Genomic DNA, 16,307 nt, shown 5'->3' with positions numbered 1-16,307 from the left:
CCTGCGGGCTGCCACCTCCCCATCGCTGCGCGACAGGGAGGATCAGGTTTGCGTTGCCCATCGGCCACACCGGAAACCTGTCTGCCACCTTCCCGCCACATTCAGGACTTGTTCAAGCCTTCAACTTTAGGCACCGAAGCCGTGATGAAAAGGATTTCGACCCTCCTTGCGGCGCTGGCCGTGCTTCCCGCCCTGATTGTTCCGGTGGCGCATGCTTCCGGCGGCGAGCAAGGCGAACTGCGGCGCGAGCGCCGCGCCGGCAACGTGCTGCCCCCGCGCGAGATCGAGCGCGAGGTGCTGCCCCGCATGTCGGGAATGCAGTACATCGGGCCGGAGTACGACCCGGCGGCGATGACCTATCGCCTCAAGTTCATCAAGAACGGGAAGGTATATTTCGTCGATGTGGATGCCCGGACGGGGCGCATCATCGGCCAGTCGCGCTAGAGCGCTCGTACGGGAACGGGCCGGGAACTTAGCGACGCCCTGTTGCTTGACCGTTTCACCCTTTCGGCCCATCTCAACCTCGTTCATGTTAGGAGGACGGTACATTGCGCATCCTGATCGTCGAGGATGAGCCCACCCTGGGCAACCAGCTCAAGACCACGCTGGAGCAGAACGGCTATGCCGTGGACCTCTCCGCCGATGGCGAGGATGGGCATTTCCTCGGCTCCACCGAAGACTACGATGCGGTGATCCTCGACCTCGGCCTGCCCGAGATCGACGGACTGACCGTGCTGGGCATGTGGCGCCGCGAGGGCCGCACGTTCCCGGTGCTGGTGCTGACCGCGCGCGACAGTTGGTCGGACAAGGTCGCGGGCCTCGATGCCGGCGCCGACGACTATCTGGCCAAGCCGTTCCAGACCGAGGAGCTGATCGCCCGCCTGCGCGCGCTGATCCGCCGCGCCTCGGGCAATACCTCCAGCGAGCTGACGGCGGGGCCGGTGCGCCTCGACACCCGCTCGGGCCGCGTCACGCTGTCCGGCGAGCCGGTCAAGCTGACCGCGCAGGAATACAAGCTGCTGTCCTACCTGATGCACCACAAGGGCAAGGTGGTCAGCCGCACCGAACTGATCGAGCACATCTACGATCAGGATTTCGACCGCGATTCGAACACGATCGAGGTCTTCGTCACGCGCATCCGCAAGAAGCTGGGTGCCGATGTCATCACGACGATCCGCGGCCTTGGATACAGTCTCGACGATCCCGCCGAACCCGGCCGCGGCTGACGCCGCCCCATCTCAGGCGCCCGTGAAGCGGGCCGGTAGTACCGGCTCGCTCGCGCGGCGCATGATGCTGATCGCGGCGGGGTGGATCTCTTTCCTCCTGCTCGCGGGCGGACTGGCGCTCGACCACACCGTCACCGGCATCGTCACGCGCAACTTCGACGAACAGCTGGGCTATATGCTGACCGGCATGATCGGCTCGGCCGAGATTTCGCAGGACGGCGAGGTTTTCTTCCTGCGTCCCTTGGGCGACCAGCGGTTCCTCGAGCCCAATTCCGGCCTCTACTGGCAGATTCGCGCCAAGGGGCACGAGGATTTTCCCTCGCGCTCGCTGTGGGATCGCAGCCTGAACGTGCCGGACGGCCATTTCGACGCCGAAACCCACGTCTACGACAGCTTCCAGTTCGAGGGCGAGCCGCTTCGCGTGATGGAGCGCTCGATCATCCTGCCGGGCAGCGATGCCAAGTGGATGTTCACCGTCGCGGCCAGCCGCAAGGACCTCGACGACCAGATCAAGATGATCCGCTCGATCCTGGTTTACAGCTTCGTCGCACTCGGCGTCGGCCTGTTGCTGATGGCGGGGATGCAGACATGGTACGGCCTGTTTCCGCTTCGCCATGTGCGCCGCGCGATCCAGAAGCTGCGCACCACCGGCTCCAGCCGCGTCAACGATCCGCTCCCGCGTGAGGTCGAGCCGCTGGTGAACGAGTTGAACGCGCTGCTCGCCCATACCGAGCGGCAGGCGGAGGAGGCGCGCACCCATGCGGGCAACCTCGCCCATGCCCTCAAGACGCCGCTGACGGTGGTGATGAACGCCGCCACGGCACAGGCGCCGGACCTTGCCGACACCGTGATTCGCGAGGCGGCGGTGATGCGCCGTCAGGTCGATCATCACCTTGCCCGCGCCCGCGCCGTCGGCCGCCGCGCCGTCGGCCAGTCGCGTGCCGAAGTCTGGCCGAGCCTCGAGGCGGTGATGCGCGCGGTCGAGCGGCTCTACGACCAGACCCGCCTCGATCTCGACGGTAACCACGACGCCATCGTGGCGATGGAGAAGCAGGACCTCGAGGAAATGCTCGGCAACCTGATCGAGAATGCGGCCAAGTACGGCGGCGGCAGCGTCTTCGTCACCGTCGATGCGGCGAAGAACGAGCGGTTCTGCGAAATCTGGATCGAGGACGACGGCATGGGCATCCCCGAGGCCGAGCGCACCCGTATCTTCGATCGCGGCGCGCGGCTCGATACCGGAAAGCCCGGCACCGGCCTGGGGCTTGCGATCGTGCGCGATGTGGTGGAGATTTACGGCGGCACCGTCGAACTAGACGAGAGCGAGGATCTGGGCGGGCTGCTGGTGAAACTGAAGCTGCCGCGGACTGGGGCGTAAGACGTTTCCCGGCACATTTTTCGGGGTAACCGCTCCTGTCACGGCTTGCGGTCGCGGGCAGGGCGGCTATCTGCGCCGCATAGCCAATTCAGGAGCATTCATGAGCAAGCCCATCAACGTCCCGCTGACTTCGGACGAGATCGAAATGCTGGTCGACGCACTGGAAGTCGATCTCGAGGGTTACCTCGAATCGGCCAAGGAAGCGCGCGGCAACGGCAACCGCGACGACGTCGCGACCTTCACCGAGGCGGCGACGCGCATCCAGACGCTGATGGCGCGCTTGCAGGGACTGGTGGAAGAGTAAGCCGGTAATTCCTCCCCGAGCTTGCTCGGGGAGGGGGACCGCCGACGAAGTCGGTGGTGGAGGGGGAGAGGACGCAGCCCCTCTGTCAGCGACTGCGTCGCTGCCACCTCCCCGAGACAAGCTCGGGGAGGAACTTAACCCTCGTTCTTCGCCCGCTCGTGGTGGCGGATCACTTCGTCGATCACGAAGCGGATGAACTTCTCACCGAAGTCGGGGTCGAGATGCGCGTCCTCGGCCAGCTTGCGCAGGCGGGCGATCTGGCGCTCCTCGCGGCCGGGGTCGGAGGCGGGAAGGTCGGTCTTCGCCTTGTATTCGCCCACGGCCTTGGTGATCCGGAAACGCTCGGCAAGCATATGGATCAAGGCTGCATCGATGTTGTCGATGCTGGAGCGAAAGCCCGCAAGCACGGGGTCGACGGTGCCGACGGTCGAGGAAGTCTGCTGAGTCATCGCAGCGCCCGCTAGCACGGGTTTCCCACTTCTGCCAATCCGGTTGCGGCCACGGTTGATACCGTTTGCACTTGCGTTGCGGTCGCCTTGAGCCCAAAGCGCGCAGCGATGAGCGCAGATATCGTCCCCCTGCAGACGCGCAGGCAGCAACCCTCCCTGGCTCCCATGCTGGCGCTTACCGCGTCCGGCATGAACAGCGTCAATGCCGTCATTCTCGACCGCATGCAGAGTGAGATTCCCCTTATTCCGGCCCTTGCCGGGCACTTGATCTCGGGCGGCGGCAAGCGCATGCGCCCGATGCTGATGGTCGCGGCTGCTGAGCTGTGCGGCTACCAGGGCAACCGCCATCACAAGCTGGCCGCCGCCGTGGAATTCCTGCACACCGCCACGCTGCTTCACGACGACGTCGTAGACGGTTCGGACATGCGCCGTGGCAAGGCCGCCGCCAATATCGTGTTCGGCAATCCGGCGACGGTACTGGTGGGCGACTTCCTGTTCACCCGCGCCTTCGAACTGATGGTCGAGGACGGCAGCCTCAAGGTTCTGCGGGTCTTCTCCAAGGCCAGTTCGATCATCGCGGCCGGCGAGGTCGACCAGTTGACCGCGCAGCGCCGGATCGAGACGAGCGAGGACCATTACCTCCAGATCATCGGCTCCAAGACCGCCGCGCTCTTTGCCGCCGCCACCCGCATTTCCGCGATCGTCGCGGAAAAGAGCGAGGCGGAGGAAATGGCGCTCGACGCCTATGGCCGCAACCTGGGCATCGCGTTCCAGTTGGTCGACGATGCGATCGACTACGATTCGGACGTCGGCGAATCGGGCAAGGACAAGGGCGACGATTTCCGCGAGGGCAAGATGACCCTGCCGGTGATCCTTGCCTACGCGCGCGGCAATGCCGAGGAGCGCAAGTTCTGGGAGGACGCCATCGCCGGTTTCCGCACCGAGGACGAAGACCTCGCTCATGCGGTCGAACTGATCAACCGCCACGGCTGCGTCGAGGCGACCCGCGAGCGGGCACGGCTTTACGCTCAGCGCGCGATCGACGCGATTGCAGGCTTCCCTGCGGGCGAGGCACGCAACGCCATGGCCGAGGCGGTGGAGTTCGCCGTTGCGCGGCGTTACTAATCAATAAAAGGCCCACCCCCAGCCCCTCCCGGAAGCGGGAGGGGAGCAAGTCGGATCTGCCCTCCCGCATGCGGGAGGGCCGGGAGGCTTGGCAGTTCTGAGCTTGTCGAAGGGCTGCCTAGCCGGACGGGGTGGGCGAAAGCGCCACAGTCCACAGAGATTGCGACACTCTGCAACAAAGCCGTAATTGCAGCGCGAGCACGGCTCGCTTAATGAGGCGCGCCATGCCCTCCTACGCCGACAGGGGCGGATACCAATCCGGTTCGCCTCGCCAACGCCTGATCTCCTCACTGCTGTCGGCGGCGATCATCGTGATCGCCTTGCTGATCGCGATCTATCAGACGGCGGTGGCCCCTCTGCGCGAGAAGGCGAAGAACCCCGTCACCTTCAACGTCGAGGGCGAGGACGCCGATACTGGCGCCAAGTCTCCCGAACCCGCCAAGAAGGCGGAGAAGGTCGAGAAGGACCAAGTCGAGCAGCCCAAGGTTCAGGTCGAGACCCCGGTCCAGCCGGTCGAGAAGCCGACCCAGACGGCCGAGAAACCCGCCTTCAGCTTTCTCAAGCTCTCCAAGTCGGACATGGCGGCGGCCGATATCGGCGGCATGAAGAGTTCGGGCAGCGGCAGCCCCTCGGGCGGCGGCAACAGCGGCTCGACTTACGGCCCCGGCGAGGGGCCGGGCGGCGCCACGCTCTATAATGCAGACTGGTTCCGCAGGCCCACCGATGCGCAGCTCGGCGGCTACATGCCCGCCAATGCTCCGCCCGAGGGCTGGGGCATGGTCGCCTGCCAGACGATCGATCACTATCACGTCGAGAACTGCCAGATCCTTGGCGAGTCGCCGCGCGGTTCGGGCTTCGGGCGTGCGGTGCTCAACGCCGCGTGGCAGTTCCAGGTCATTCCGCCGCGCATCAACGGCAAGCCGCAGGTCGGCGAATGGGTCCGCATCCGCATCGATTACGGCGTGCGCGCCAGTCCGGGCTGACGCTATCCCGCCACCGCATCCCAGCGAGCCGTGCCGGGATGGGCAAGGCGGTCCAGCAGTCTTGCCAGCGGCATGGGGCGGGCGATGAAATAGCCCTGCGCCAGCGAAAACCCTGCCAGCCTTGCGCTGACCAACTGGTTCTCCGTCTCGATTCCCTCGATCACGCATTCCAGCGAGAGCGAGCGGGCGAGGTGACGAATCGCCGTGATCAGGCGGCGGCCGGAAGCCTCGTCCAGCCGCACCGCGAAGCTGCGGTCGATCTTCACCATGTCCAGCGGCAACTGGTGCAGCGAGGACAGGCTGGAATAGCCGGTGCCGAAATCGTCAAGCGCGATCCGCATCCCCGTCTGCCGCAGCCGTTCAAGCGCGGCGCTGGCTATGGCGAACTCCGAGATCAGCGAGGATTCGGTGATCTCGATCAGCACGCGGCGCGGATCGCATGCGGAAGCGGCCATGCGCTGGAGCAGGGCATCGATCGTCTGCGGGTTGCAGATGTCGTTGCCCGACAGGTTGAACGACAGGCGCAGACCGGCAGGCAGCCGCGCCAGTGCGTCGAGCGCCTTGTCGAACAGCGTCAGCGTGACGTCGCGTGCACGCCCGACGCGCTCGGCAGAGGCGATCAGCAGTTCGGGCGCAATGTCGCCCAGCCGGGGCGAGTGCCAGCGTGCAAGGCATTCGACGCCGATCGTATCGAGATCGTCAGTCGCCACGATCGGCTGGTAGTTCAGCGACAGCTCGCTCTCCAGGTCGGCCAGCTGCAGCGCGGCGTCAAGTGCCTGCTCGCTGCGGATCAGTCGCTCCAGTTCCTGCGAAAACAGCACGCACTGGCCGCGCTTGTGGTTCTTCGCGTGGTAGAGCGCGAAGTCGGCGCGGTCGAACAGCAGGTTGGCGCTGGCGGCTGTCTCGGGATAGACGGCAAGGCCTGCGGAGCAGCCGACGGAAACCATGATGTCGCCGATGCGTGCGGGTTCGCGGATGGCGCGGCACAAGTCGCTCGCGACGCGTTCGGCCTCGGGCGGCCCGCTCATGACGATCAGCCCGAACTCGTCGCCGCCGAGCCGTGCGACGATGGCGTCGGAAGGGCAGGCGGCGTTCATGCGCGCGCCGATGATCTGCAGCAGGCGATCGCCATGGGCATGGCCGTGAGTGTCGTTGATCGGCTTGAAGCGGTCGAGGTCGATGAGGCCGACGCTGAAGCGGTCGTCGGGTCCGGCACGCTCCAGCAGGCCTTCCAGCGTGGCGAAGAAAAAGCGCCGGTTGGGCATCCCCGTCAATGCGTCGGTCTGGGCGAGGCGGGCATTCTCCTCGCCGAGTATCTGCGCCTGCTGGCGCTCGTTGTTGAGGTCGCGCTGGGACGTCTCGAGATCGACGAAGGACCGGTAGGAATCGCGCAGGATCTTGAGGATGCCGATCGCGACGAGGGTGATGTTCGCGGCGATGGCGACGAGCACCTCATGGCCGATGAACAGCGAATAGGTGAGGAAAGTGCCCAGCACGGTGACGCAGACCGCCATGGCCGCGCGGGGCAGGAAGCTGAGGCAGAATACGCAGCCCAGCACCGTTACCGAGACGAAGACGGCGACGTGGCCGTGCTCGTAAGGGCCGCCGTACTGGTCCAGCGTCAGCGACCAGGCGACGAAGGCCATCGAAAAGGCCACCGCGAAGAAATGGGTGCGGCGCAAGCGTCGGCGGACCGCCTCAGGCTCGAGGTCGGCGGGCTTCACCGGGCGGGTCCAGACGATCATGCGCACGACGCACGCCGCGATCAGGATGCTCGGGATCGTGTAGACCAGCAATGTTGGCGCCAACTGGCGATGGGTGAAGGCCAGGACGGCGGCATTGATCGAAAGCAGCCCGTACAGCGGTGGTATGTGCTCGCGCAGGCGCAGATACTGCGCGACGCTGAGAGGGTACTGACCGGCAACGTTCATGGGGTGCGCGTCTGCAATTCGAGAACGGGGAGCTCGCAAGTGATCCCGGATAGTGTCCAAGTCTTTATGAAAAGTGCACGAGCCTTGCGAAACGATCCCGTAGTTACAGCCGATCCGGTGATTTTGGGGCAGTAAAGGGCATGGATCGGCGCCGCTTCCAAGTGGGCGGATCAGACGCTAAACGCCCGGGCGTGAGCACGCTACCGATCCATGCCGTCCTGCCTGACCTCCTCGCCGCCTTGCGTGCGGGGACGGGCGCGGTGCTGATCGCGCCGCCCGGGGCCGGCAAGACGACCGCGCTTGCCCCGGCCCTGCTGGGCGAGGGCTGGTGCACCGGCACCGTCATCCTTCTTTCCCCGCGCCGGGTCGCCGCGCGCGCCGCTGCGGAACGCATGGCCGAGGGGCTCGGCGAGGCGGCGGGCGAGACGATCGGCTACATCACCCGTCTCGACGTCAAGCGCTCGGCCCGCACCCGTGTCCTGGTGATGACAGAGGCGATCTTCGTCTCGACGATCCTTGCCGATCCGGAGCTTCCGGGCGTGTCTGCCGTGCTGTTCGACGAGGCGCACGAACGCCATCTCGACAGCGACCTCGGCCTTGCCCTTGCGATCGAAAGCCGCAGCATCCTGCGCGAAGACCTGCGGGTGGTGGTGATGTCGGCCACCATCGACGGCACCCGCTTCGCCCGGCTGCTGGGCGAGGGCACGCCGGTCATCGAGAGCGCGGGCAAGGCCTGGTCGCTGGACCTGCGCTGGCTTGGGCACGCGCCGGACAGGCGGATCGAGGATGCGATGACCTCGGCCGTCCTCACCGCATGGCGTGAGACGGCACAGCAAGGGCGGGGGGGCGACGTGCTCGCGTTTCTGCCCGGTGTGCGCGAGATCGAGCGCGTAGCGGAAGCGCTGGTCCAGAAACTGCCCTCCGCGCTGGTCCTCCCGCTCCACGGACAGTGCGAGCCCGCCGCCCAGCGTGCAGCGATCCGGCGCGATCCAGAAGGACGCCGCCGCGTGGTGCTTGCGACCGCCATCGCCGAGACCTCGCTGACGCTCGACGGCGTTTCGGTGGTGGTGGACGCGGGCCTTTCGCGCCGCGCGGAGTTCGACAAGGCGGCGGGCGTGACCCGGCTCGTCACGCACCGCGCCAGCCGGGCTTCGGCCGCCCAGCGTGCGGGGCGCGCCGCACGCCAGCAGCCCGGCGTCGCCTACCGCTTGTGGGAAGAAGCCGCGCATGCAGGCCGCCCCGAGTTCGACCCGCCGGAAATGCTGACCAGCGACCTCGCGCCGCTAACCCTTGCGCTGGCGCAGTGGGGGGCAGGCGCTCCCGAGGCGATGGCGTGGCTCGATCCGCCGCCGGTGCCTGCGCTGGAGGCGGCGCGCAAGGGCCTCGCCGCACTCGGCGCGCTGGACAAGGCGGGGCGCATCACCGCGTTCGGCCGCAAGATCGCGAGCCTGCCGATGGATCCGCCACAGGCGGCGATGATCTTGCGCGCCGCTGAACACGGCGCGGGCGAAGATGCCGCGAAACTGGCGCTACTGTTGCAGGAGCGCGGTCTAGGTGGCCGTAGCGACGATCTCGCACAGCGGCTCTCGCGCTGGAACGCCGATCGTGCCCCCCGCGCGCAGGCCTCGCGCAAGCTGGCTTCGGGCTGGGCACGCCGCGCGGCCGGACTGGTGCGGGCGGGCGCGTCGGACGATCTGCCGCCCGGCGTGCTTCTCGCACTCGGCCGCCCGGACATGCTGGCACGCCGCCGCGACGGTTCGGGCGAGACGTGGCTGAGCGCCGGGGGGCGGGGCTACGTGCTCGATCCCGCCTCGCCGCTGGCTGCGCGCGAGTGGATGGTGATCGGTGATGCGCAGGGCCAGGCGAAAGGCGCGCGCATCCTTTCCGGTGCCTCGCTGGAGATTGCCGAAGTCGAGGCGTGGCTGGGCGACGCCATCGAACGTCGCACCATTCTGCGCTGGAACGAGGGCGACGCGCGGGTCGAGGCGCGGCTGGAGCGCTGCATTGGCGCCATCACCCTGACGAGCGGACCCGATCCAGCCCCCGATCCCGAGGCGATCCGCGCTTTCCTGATCGAGCGAATCCGTCTCAAGGGCCTGTCGCTGGTGCCGCTGGGCAAGGGCGCGCAAGGGTTCCTGCGCCGCGCACGCTATGCCGGGATCGCGGCGCTGTCCGAAGAGGCGCTGCTGGCGGACCTCGAGGACTGGCTCGGCCCGCTGCTCGGCCGCCGTCTCGACGCGCTCGATGGCGGCGCCTTGTCGCAGGCCTTGCGCAACCGGATGGACTGGAACGACCAGCAGGAGCTTCAACGCCTCGCGCCCGCAGAATTCCGCAGTCCCGTAGGGACCAGCCATCCGATCGACTACGAGGACGAGGGCGGCCCCTCCGTCGAGATACGCGTGCAGGCGCTGTTCGGGCTCGACCGGCATCCCGGTTTCGGTCAGCCGTCGCAGCCGCTCCTGCTCAAGCTGACTTCGCCCGCCGGCCGCCCGATCCAGACCACGCGCGACCTGCCGGGCTTCTGGCGCGGATCGTGGCGCGACGTGCAGCGCGACATGAAAGGCCGCTACCCGCGGCACCGCTGGCCGGACGAGCCCTGGAACGAGGACCCCAGCCTCAAGACCCGCAATGCCTTCGAAGCCATGAAAGGTGGTGGAGGCCGCAAGGCGTGATTCGCGCTTGATTTCAGCCTCGATTCGAGGGCAAAGCGCTGGCTCATGAGCGCACGCATCTATCAACGCCCGAAGAACGCCATGCAGTCCGGCAAGGCGCTGCTCGATCAGTGGACCCTCGAGTTCACACCGTCGGAGGCTAAGAAGCCCGATCCCCTGATGGGTTGGGCCGGTTCGGGCGACATGCAGCAGCAGGTCATCCTGCGCTTCCCGACCTCGGACGAGGCAAAGGCTTATGCCGATAAGTACGGCATCGAGGCCGCCATCCACGCCACGCCGCCGCGCCGGCTCAAGATCCAGGCTTACGCCGACAACTTCCGCTGAGGTATTAGGGGGCACGACTTGACGTTGTACAAATTTTTGTACATATTTACGTCATGGAAGTGCTCCCGTTCTCCGAAGCGCGCGCCAATTTCAAGGCGCTGATGGATCATGTGGTGGACGATCGTTCACCCGTCATCGTTACACGCCAAAAGGCGGAAGCGGTGGTCGTGGTCTCGCTGTCCGACTGGAACGCAATGGCCGAAACCATGCACCTTGTCTCGACCCCGGCGAATTCGACCCGCCTGCGCGATTCCATTCGGGAACTCGATGGGGGGGAAGGGCAGGAACGCAATCTCGTCCAGCCATAGGAGGCTGGAGTGAAAATCGTTTTCGCCTCTCGCACCTGGGAGGATTACCAGCACTGGGTCGCCAATGACCGTACCACGCTGGAAAGGCTGAATGCGCTGATCGAACAGTGCCGCCGGACGCCTTTCAAGGGGACCGGAAAGCCGGAGCCGCTCAAGGGCGAATTGCAGGGCTGGTGGTCGCGGCGGATCAATCAGGCGGACAGGCTGGTCTATCGCGTCGCCGGAAGTGGAGCGGAGCAGCGGCTGGAAATCGCCCAATGCCGATTCCATTACGTCTGACGCTTGCTTTCCTGTCAAACCACCGCCATAGGGCGCTTCGGGAGTCGGACGGGCGTTTGCGTCCGCCAACTTGGTCAGGTCCGGAAGGAAGCAGCCACAACGGGTTGCGGCGGGTCGTTCGGCTCCTTCATTTTTCTACATCGTTGAATTTTCACGTCTTTGTGTCCTTCTGGATGCGAAGGCTGTGGAACATGCCGGTAAGCGTGCCGCTTTCCTCCTGACATCCCGGGCGCGAACCCCTAGTTTGAGCGACGATGGACGATTCACGCGACATGTTCGGCGATACGCCCCCCTGGGACGAAGACGACGCTGACGACAAGCCCGATGCCGCCGAACTGGAGGCAGCAGGGCAGCAGTCGATGTTCGGCGCTCCTGAGCCGGAAGCGACGCCGGAGCCAAAGCCCACCACTGCCGAACTCGAAGCAGCCGGGCAAAGCGCCATGTTCGCCGAGGCAACCGAACCTGCCGTCGTTCCCGCTCAGCCAAAGCCCGTCGAAGCGCCCTCGGCCAAGCCCGCCCCTGCCGGAACGACAGCGCAGCCCTACCGCGTGCTCGCGCGCAAGTATCGTCCGCAGACCTTCGCCGAACTGATCGGGCAGGAGGCGATGGTCCAGACCCTCGCCAACGCGATCAAGCGCGATCGGTTGGCTCATGCCTTCCTGATGACCGGCGTGCGCGGGGTCGGCAAGACCTCGACCGCGCGCCTCATCGCCAAGGCCCTCAACTGCATCGGCCCGGACGGGCAGGGTGGCCCGACGATCGACCCTTGCGGCCAGTGCGAACCCTGCGTCGCTATCGCCGAGGGCCGCCATATCGACGTCATCGAGATGGACGCCGCCAGCCACACCGGCGTCGACGACGTGCGCGAGATCATCGAGGCGGTGCGCTATGCCGCCGTCTCGGCGCGCTACAAAATCTACATCATCGACGAAGTTCACATGCTCTCGCGCAATGCTTTCAACGCGTTGCTCAAGACTCTTGAGGAACCACCGGCGCACGTGAAGTTTCTCTTCGCGACGACCGAGGTGGACAAGTTGCCGGTCACGGTGCTGTCGCGCTGCCAGCGCTTCGACTTGCGCCGTATCCCCGCGCCGATGCTGGCGGGCCACTTCGCGCACGTCTGCGCAAAGGAAGGCGTCGAGGCCGAGGCCGAGGCACTTGCGATGGTTGCCGCCGCCGCCGAGGGTTCGGTGCGCGACGGCCTCTCGATTCTCGATCAGGCCATCGCGCATGCCGATCTTGATGGAGAAGGCCAGGTCCGCGCCGACAAGGTCCGCGACATGCTCGGTCTCTCGGACAAGAGCGTGCAGCGCAAGCTCATCGCCGCGATCCTGGACGGCAAGGGCGGCGACCTGCTCGACCTCGTCGCGCACCAGTTCGCGCTCGGTGTCGAGCCGATCGCGCTGATGCGCGGCCTCATGGACCTGACCCACCGCGTCGCCGTGGCGCAAGTCAGCGGCAGCGCCGAAGCGCACTCCACCGAGGAGCGCGAGGCGATCGAGGGTTGGGCTAAGTCGCTGCGGGCGGGGCAACTCCATCGCCTGTGGCAACTGCTGCTCAAGGGGCATGACGAGGTGAAGTCCGCGCCCGATCCGCTCGTCGCGGCGCAGATGGCGCTGCTGCGGATCATGCACGCCAGCGACATGCCTGACCCCGGCGCACTGGTCCGCAAGCTGGAGGAAATCGCCTCCCGAGCGCCTGCGGCTCCTGTGGCCGAGCAGGGAAGTGCCGCGTCGGGCGCGCCTGTCGCAATGTCACCGGCTGCGATCTCGCCGCGCTGGGAAGCGCTGGTCGATGATGTCGAGCATGCGGGTGAGATGTCCGCCGCGAACACCATGCGCATGCAGGTGCGGGTGGTCGAGCTTTCGCCCGGCCTGCTGCGCTATGCCCAGCCGCCGGGCTTCAACGAGGACATCGTCGCCGTTCTGCGCGGCGGCCTGCAAGCCGCGACCGGCGAACGCTGGCAGGTCGAGAAAGTCGCGGGAGAAGGCGCGCCCACCCTCGTCGAAGTGCACCAGGTAAAGAAGACTGCCGACGCCGAGGCGCTGCGATCCTCGCCATTGGTCGAGGCGACGCTGGCGGCATTCCCCGGCGCCGAACTCATTCAGGAAGATCGCCAGGCCGCCATCGGCGGTGGCGGCCGCAATTGGAGACGTTGAGATGAAGTCGATGGAAGAGATGATCCAGGCCGCGCAAGCGGCCGCCGAGACCATCCAGAAGCAGATGAACGAAACCCAGGGCAAGCTCGACCAGCTTGAGGTCGAGGGGCTGTCGGGCGGCGGTCTCGTCAAGATCCGCTGTTCGGCGAAGGGCCGCGTGATCGGCGTGGCCATCGACGACAGCCTGATGGTGGCCTCGGAAAAGCCGATCCTCGAAGACCTGATCGCGGCCGCCTACAACGACGCGCGCGTCAAGGCCGACTCGGTGGCGAACGAGGAACTCGCCAAGGCCCAGCACGGCATGGGCCTGCCGCCGGGCTTCAAGCTGCCGTTCTAAAGCGCGTTTGCCTTTTCGGGGCTTCAACAAGCTCAGCCTGAGCGGTGGTTCGGGCTGGGCTTTTCTTTTTTGCAGTCTTCGCCCCTGGCCCGCTCGTCCTGAGCTTGTCGAAGGACCACGCGCCGACGCTAAGGTCTTGCGCTGAAACGGTGCGGTTCACGCCATTATACCTCGAAATCGGACCTAGCTGGGGATGCCCTCGCAACGTGATGAGGGTAATTTCCTGTAGCGAACAGGCGGGTTTCCACGGCCTTTCGCCTCGAAAAGATTGCAAGGCGACCAAAACCCCCCATATCCTGCGGGAATATGCCGGGGCTGGGCCAAGATGCAGTCCCCGTGCGAGATGATTGGACAAGTGCATTGAACCTGCTTCCGCTTCTGCCGCTGCGTGACATCGTCGTTTTCCCGGGCATGGTCGTGCCTCTCTTCGTGGGCCGCGAGAAATCCGTGGCCGCGCTTGAGGCGGCGATGGCGGGAGACAAGGACATCTTCCTGCTCGCCCAGCTCGATCCCAGCTGCGACGATCCGGATCGTGACGACCTCTACGATACCGGCGTGATCGCCAGCGTCCTGCAGCTGCTCAAGCTGCCGGACGGCACCGTGCGCGTGCTAGTCGAAGGGCAGGACCGTGCCCGCCTCGAAACCCTGCGCTCCGAAACCACGGATGAGGGCGAGATGCTGGTCGCGGGAGTTGAGGCGATAGCGCCGACCGAGGCCGAGGGCACCGAGGTCGAGGCGATGATGCGCACCGTCGTCGACCAGTTCAACGAATACGCCAAGCTCAACAAGAAGCTCAGCCAGGACGCGGGCGAACAGCTCGGCGATATCGAAGATGCGGCCAAGCTGGCCGACACCGTCGCCGCGCAGCTGTCGGCCAAGGTCTCGGACAAGCAGGCGGTGCTTTCCGAATCCGACCCGCTCAAGCGTCTTGAGATGGTCTATTCCTTCATGGAGGGCGAACTCGGCGTCCTGCAGGTGGAACGCAAGATTCGCGGCCGCGTGAAGCGCCAGATGGAAAAGACCCAGCGCGAATATTACCTCAACGAACAGCTCAAGGCGATCCAGTCGGAACTCGGCGGCGGCGAGGGCGACGAAGGTAACGAACTGCAGGAACTGGCCGAGCGGATCGAGAAGACCAAGCTCTCCAAGGAAGCCAAGGAAAAGGCCGTCGGCGAGCTGAAGAAGCTCAAGTCGATGCAGCCGATGAGCGCCGAGGCGACCGTCATCCGCAACTACCTCGACGTGCTGCTGGGTTTGCCCTGGGGCAAGAAGAGCAAGCTGAAGCGCGATATTTCCTCGGCGCAGGAAATCCTCGACGCCGATCACTACGCGCTGGACAAGGTCAAGGACCGCATCGTCGAGTATCTCGCGGTGCAGGCGCGCACCAACAAGCTGAAGGGGCCGATCCTGTGCCTCGTCGGCCCGCCGGGCGTGGGCAAGACCTCGCTGGGCAAGTCGATCGCCAAGGCGACGGGGCGCGAGTTCATCCGCCAGTCGCTGGGCGGCGTGCGCGATGAGGCCGAGATTCGCGGCCACCGCCGCACCTACATCGGTTCGCTGCCGGGCAAGATCGTGACCAACCTGCGCAAGGCTGGCAAGTCCAACCCGCTGTTTCTGCTCGATGAGATCGACAAGCTGGGCCAGGACTTCCGCGGCGATCCGGCTTCGGCGCTGCTCGAAGTGCTTGATCCGGAGCAGAACGCGAAGTTCCAGGATCACTATCTGGAACTCGACATCGACCTTTCGGACGTGATGTTCGTGTGCACGGCGAACAGCCTGAACCTGCCGCAGCCGCTGCTTGACCGCATGGAGATCATCCGTCTTGAGGGTTACACCGAGGACGAGAAGGTCGAGATCGCCGAGCGGCACCTGATCCGCAAGCAGGTGGAGGCGCACGGACTCAAGAAGGGCGAATTCACGCTGACGCAGGAAGCCCTGCGCGATCTGATCCGCTACTACACCCGGGAAGCCGGCGTACGTACGCTGGAGCGCGAGATCGCGCGGCTGGCGCGCAAGTCGCTGCGCCAGATTCTCGAGGGTAAGGCCAAGGCGGTCACCATCACGCCGGAAAACCTCGACGAATTCGCGGGGATTCGGAAGTTCCGCCACGGCATGGGCGAGGAAGAGCACCAAGTTGGTGCCGTCACCGGGCTTGCCTGGACCGAAGTGGGCGGCGAACTGTTGACCATTGAGAGCGTGACCGTGCCCGGCAAGGGCAACATCAAGGCCACCGGCAAGCTGGGCGACGTGATGAACGAGTCGATCTCGACCGCGTTCAGCTTCGTGCGTGCGCGCTCGCCGCATTACGGCATCAAGCCGAGCGTGTTCCACAAGAAGGACATCCACATCCACCTTCCCGAAGGTGCTGTGCCCAAGGATGGTCCTTCGGCAGGTATCGGCATGGTGACCTCGATCGTCTCGACGCTCACCGGCAATCCGGTGCGCAAGGACATCGCCATGACCGGCGAAGTCACCCTGCGCGGCCGCGTGCTGCCGATCGGCGGCCTCAAGGAAAAGCTTCTGGCCGCCCTGCGCGGCGGCATCACCACGGTGCTGATCCCGGAAGAGAACCGCAAGGACCTCGCCGAAATCCCCGACAACGTGAAGCAGGGGCTGGAAATCATCCCGGTCGCCCACGTCGATGAAGTGCTGGCCAAGGCGCTGACCGAGCCGCTCACCGCCATTGAGTGGACCGAGGCGGACGAACTCGCCGCTGCGCCGGCAGCGCACACGGCTGCGGCCGGAGCCACCGCGCACTGACTAACGGTTGCCGATCCTCTTCCCGCTGGAGGAGGATCGGTGCCGGGTATCGCTCTTGGCCGACGCTGTGGG

General features: G+C 65.9%; 15 protein-coding genes and 1 other RNA gene. 14 read left to right on the top strand and 2 right to left on the bottom strand.

Annotated features, from left to right (window positions below; genetic code table 11):
* Positions 1-144 precede the first annotated feature (144 nt).
* The 4 genes from ACYPYD_RS27155 (at position 145) to ACYPYD_RS27140 (ending at position 2,908) form a co-directional block, all read left to right on the top strand.
* The gene (locus ACYPYD_RS27155) at positions 145-444 is read left to right on the top strand and encodes a PepSY domain-containing protein (protein ID WP_008832031.1); all 300 of its coding nucleotides are present in this window, start codon (positions 145-147) and stop codon (positions 442-444) included.
* A 104-nt stretch (positions 445-548) separates the two neighbouring features.
* Complete coding sequence (locus ACYPYD_RS27150) at positions 549-1,226, top strand: response regulator transcription factor (protein WP_008832032.1); 678 nt, start codon at positions 549-551, stop codon at positions 1,224-1,226.
* A 61-nt stretch (positions 1,227-1,287) separates the two neighbouring features.
* Entirely contained in the window at positions 1,288-2,604 is a 1,317-nt protein-coding gene (locus ACYPYD_RS27145) for a sensor histidine kinase (protein WP_231958208.1), read from the top strand.
* Positions 2,605-2,704: 100 nt separating this feature from the next.
* On the top strand, positions 2,705-2,908 hold the full coding sequence (locus ACYPYD_RS27140) for a hypothetical protein (protein ID WP_008832034.1): 204 nt from the start codon (positions 2,705-2,707) through the stop codon (positions 2,906-2,908).
* A gap of 134 nt (positions 2,909-3,042) precedes the next feature.
* Here the strand turns inward: ACYPYD_RS27140 and ACYPYD_RS27135 are convergent, their stop codons facing one another.
* Complete coding sequence (locus ACYPYD_RS27135) at positions 3,043-3,357, bottom strand: chorismate mutase (RefSeq protein ID WP_008832035.1); 315 nt, start codon at positions 3,355-3,357, stop codon at positions 3,043-3,045.
* A 108-nt stretch (positions 3,358-3,465) separates the two neighbouring features.
* On the opposite strand from ACYPYD_RS27135, the gene ACYPYD_RS27130 reads away from it, so the two are divergent.
* Together ACYPYD_RS27130 and ACYPYD_RS27125 are read left to right on the top strand one after the other, a co-directional pair.
* Entirely contained in the window at positions 3,466-4,482 is a 1,017-nt protein-coding gene (locus tag ACYPYD_RS27130) for a polyprenyl synthetase family protein (RefSeq protein WP_037520943.1), read from the top strand.
* A gap of 224 nt (positions 4,483-4,706) precedes the next feature.
* Complete coding sequence (locus ACYPYD_RS27125; RefSeq protein WP_459666887.1) at positions 4,707-5,465, top strand: energy transducer TonB; 759 nt, start codon at positions 4,707-4,709, stop codon at positions 5,463-5,465.
* A gap of 2 nt (positions 5,466-5,467) precedes the next feature.
* Here the strand turns inward: ACYPYD_RS27125 and ACYPYD_RS27120 are convergent, their stop codons facing one another.
* The gene (locus tag ACYPYD_RS27120) at positions 5,468-7,396 is read right to left on the bottom strand and encodes a putative bifunctional diguanylate cyclase/phosphodiesterase (protein WP_459666885.1); all 1,929 of its coding nucleotides are present in this window, start codon (positions 7,394-7,396) and stop codon (positions 5,468-5,470) included.
* Between the two features lie 191 nt (positions 7,397-7,587).
* Between ACYPYD_RS27120 and hrpB the strand changes: the two genes are divergently transcribed.
* The 8 genes from hrpB (at position 7,588) to lon (ending at position 16,235) form a co-directional block, all read left to right on the top strand.
* Positions 7,588-10,068, top strand: coding sequence for an ATP-dependent helicase HrpB (gene hrpB / locus ACYPYD_RS27115; protein ID WP_459666883.1), 2,481 nt, complete (start codon positions 7,588-7,590; stop codon positions 10,066-10,068).
* A 45-nt stretch (positions 10,069-10,113) separates the two neighbouring features.
* A complete protein-coding gene (locus ACYPYD_RS27110; protein WP_008830939.1) occupies positions 10,114-10,392 on the top strand; it encodes an ETC complex I subunit in 279 nt (92 codons plus the stop codon).
* 53 nt (positions 10,393-10,445) lie between these two features.
* A complete protein-coding gene (locus ACYPYD_RS27105; protein WP_008830940.1) occupies positions 10,446-10,700 on the top strand; it encodes a type II toxin-antitoxin system Phd/YefM family antitoxin in 255 nt (84 codons plus the stop codon).
* 9 nt (positions 10,701-10,709) lie between these two features.
* Entirely contained in the window at positions 10,710-10,979 is a 270-nt protein-coding gene (locus ACYPYD_RS27100; protein WP_069707532.1) for a Txe/YoeB family addiction module toxin, read from the top strand.
* Positions 10,980-11,015: 36 nt separating this feature from the next.
* Positions 11,016-11,112, top strand: an RNA gene (gene ffs / locus ACYPYD_RS27095) — signal recognition particle sRNA small type.
* 121 nt (positions 11,113-11,233) lie between these two features.
* Positions 11,234-13,138: a DNA polymerase III subunit gamma/tau gene (locus ACYPYD_RS27090; protein ID WP_037519972.1), complete on the top strand. Its 1,905-nt coding sequence runs from the start codon at positions 11,234-11,236 to the stop codon at positions 13,136-13,138.
* Position 13,139: 1 nt separating this feature from the next.
* Complete coding sequence (locus tag ACYPYD_RS27085; protein ID WP_459666881.1) at positions 13,140-13,475, top strand: YbaB/EbfC family nucleoid-associated protein; 336 nt, start codon at positions 13,140-13,142, stop codon at positions 13,473-13,475.
* A gap of 411 nt (positions 13,476-13,886) precedes the next feature.
* Entirely contained in the window at positions 13,887-16,235 is a 2,349-nt protein-coding gene (lon, locus tag ACYPYD_RS27080) for an endopeptidase La (protein WP_459666889.1), read from the top strand.
* Positions 16,236-16,307: the final 72 nt, after the last annotated feature.

The sequence above is a fragment of the Novosphingobium sp. 11B genome, from assembly GCF_054589055.1.
Note: the sequence above shows the minus strand (reverse complement) of the source record. Positions and strands in the feature narration are given on the sequence as shown.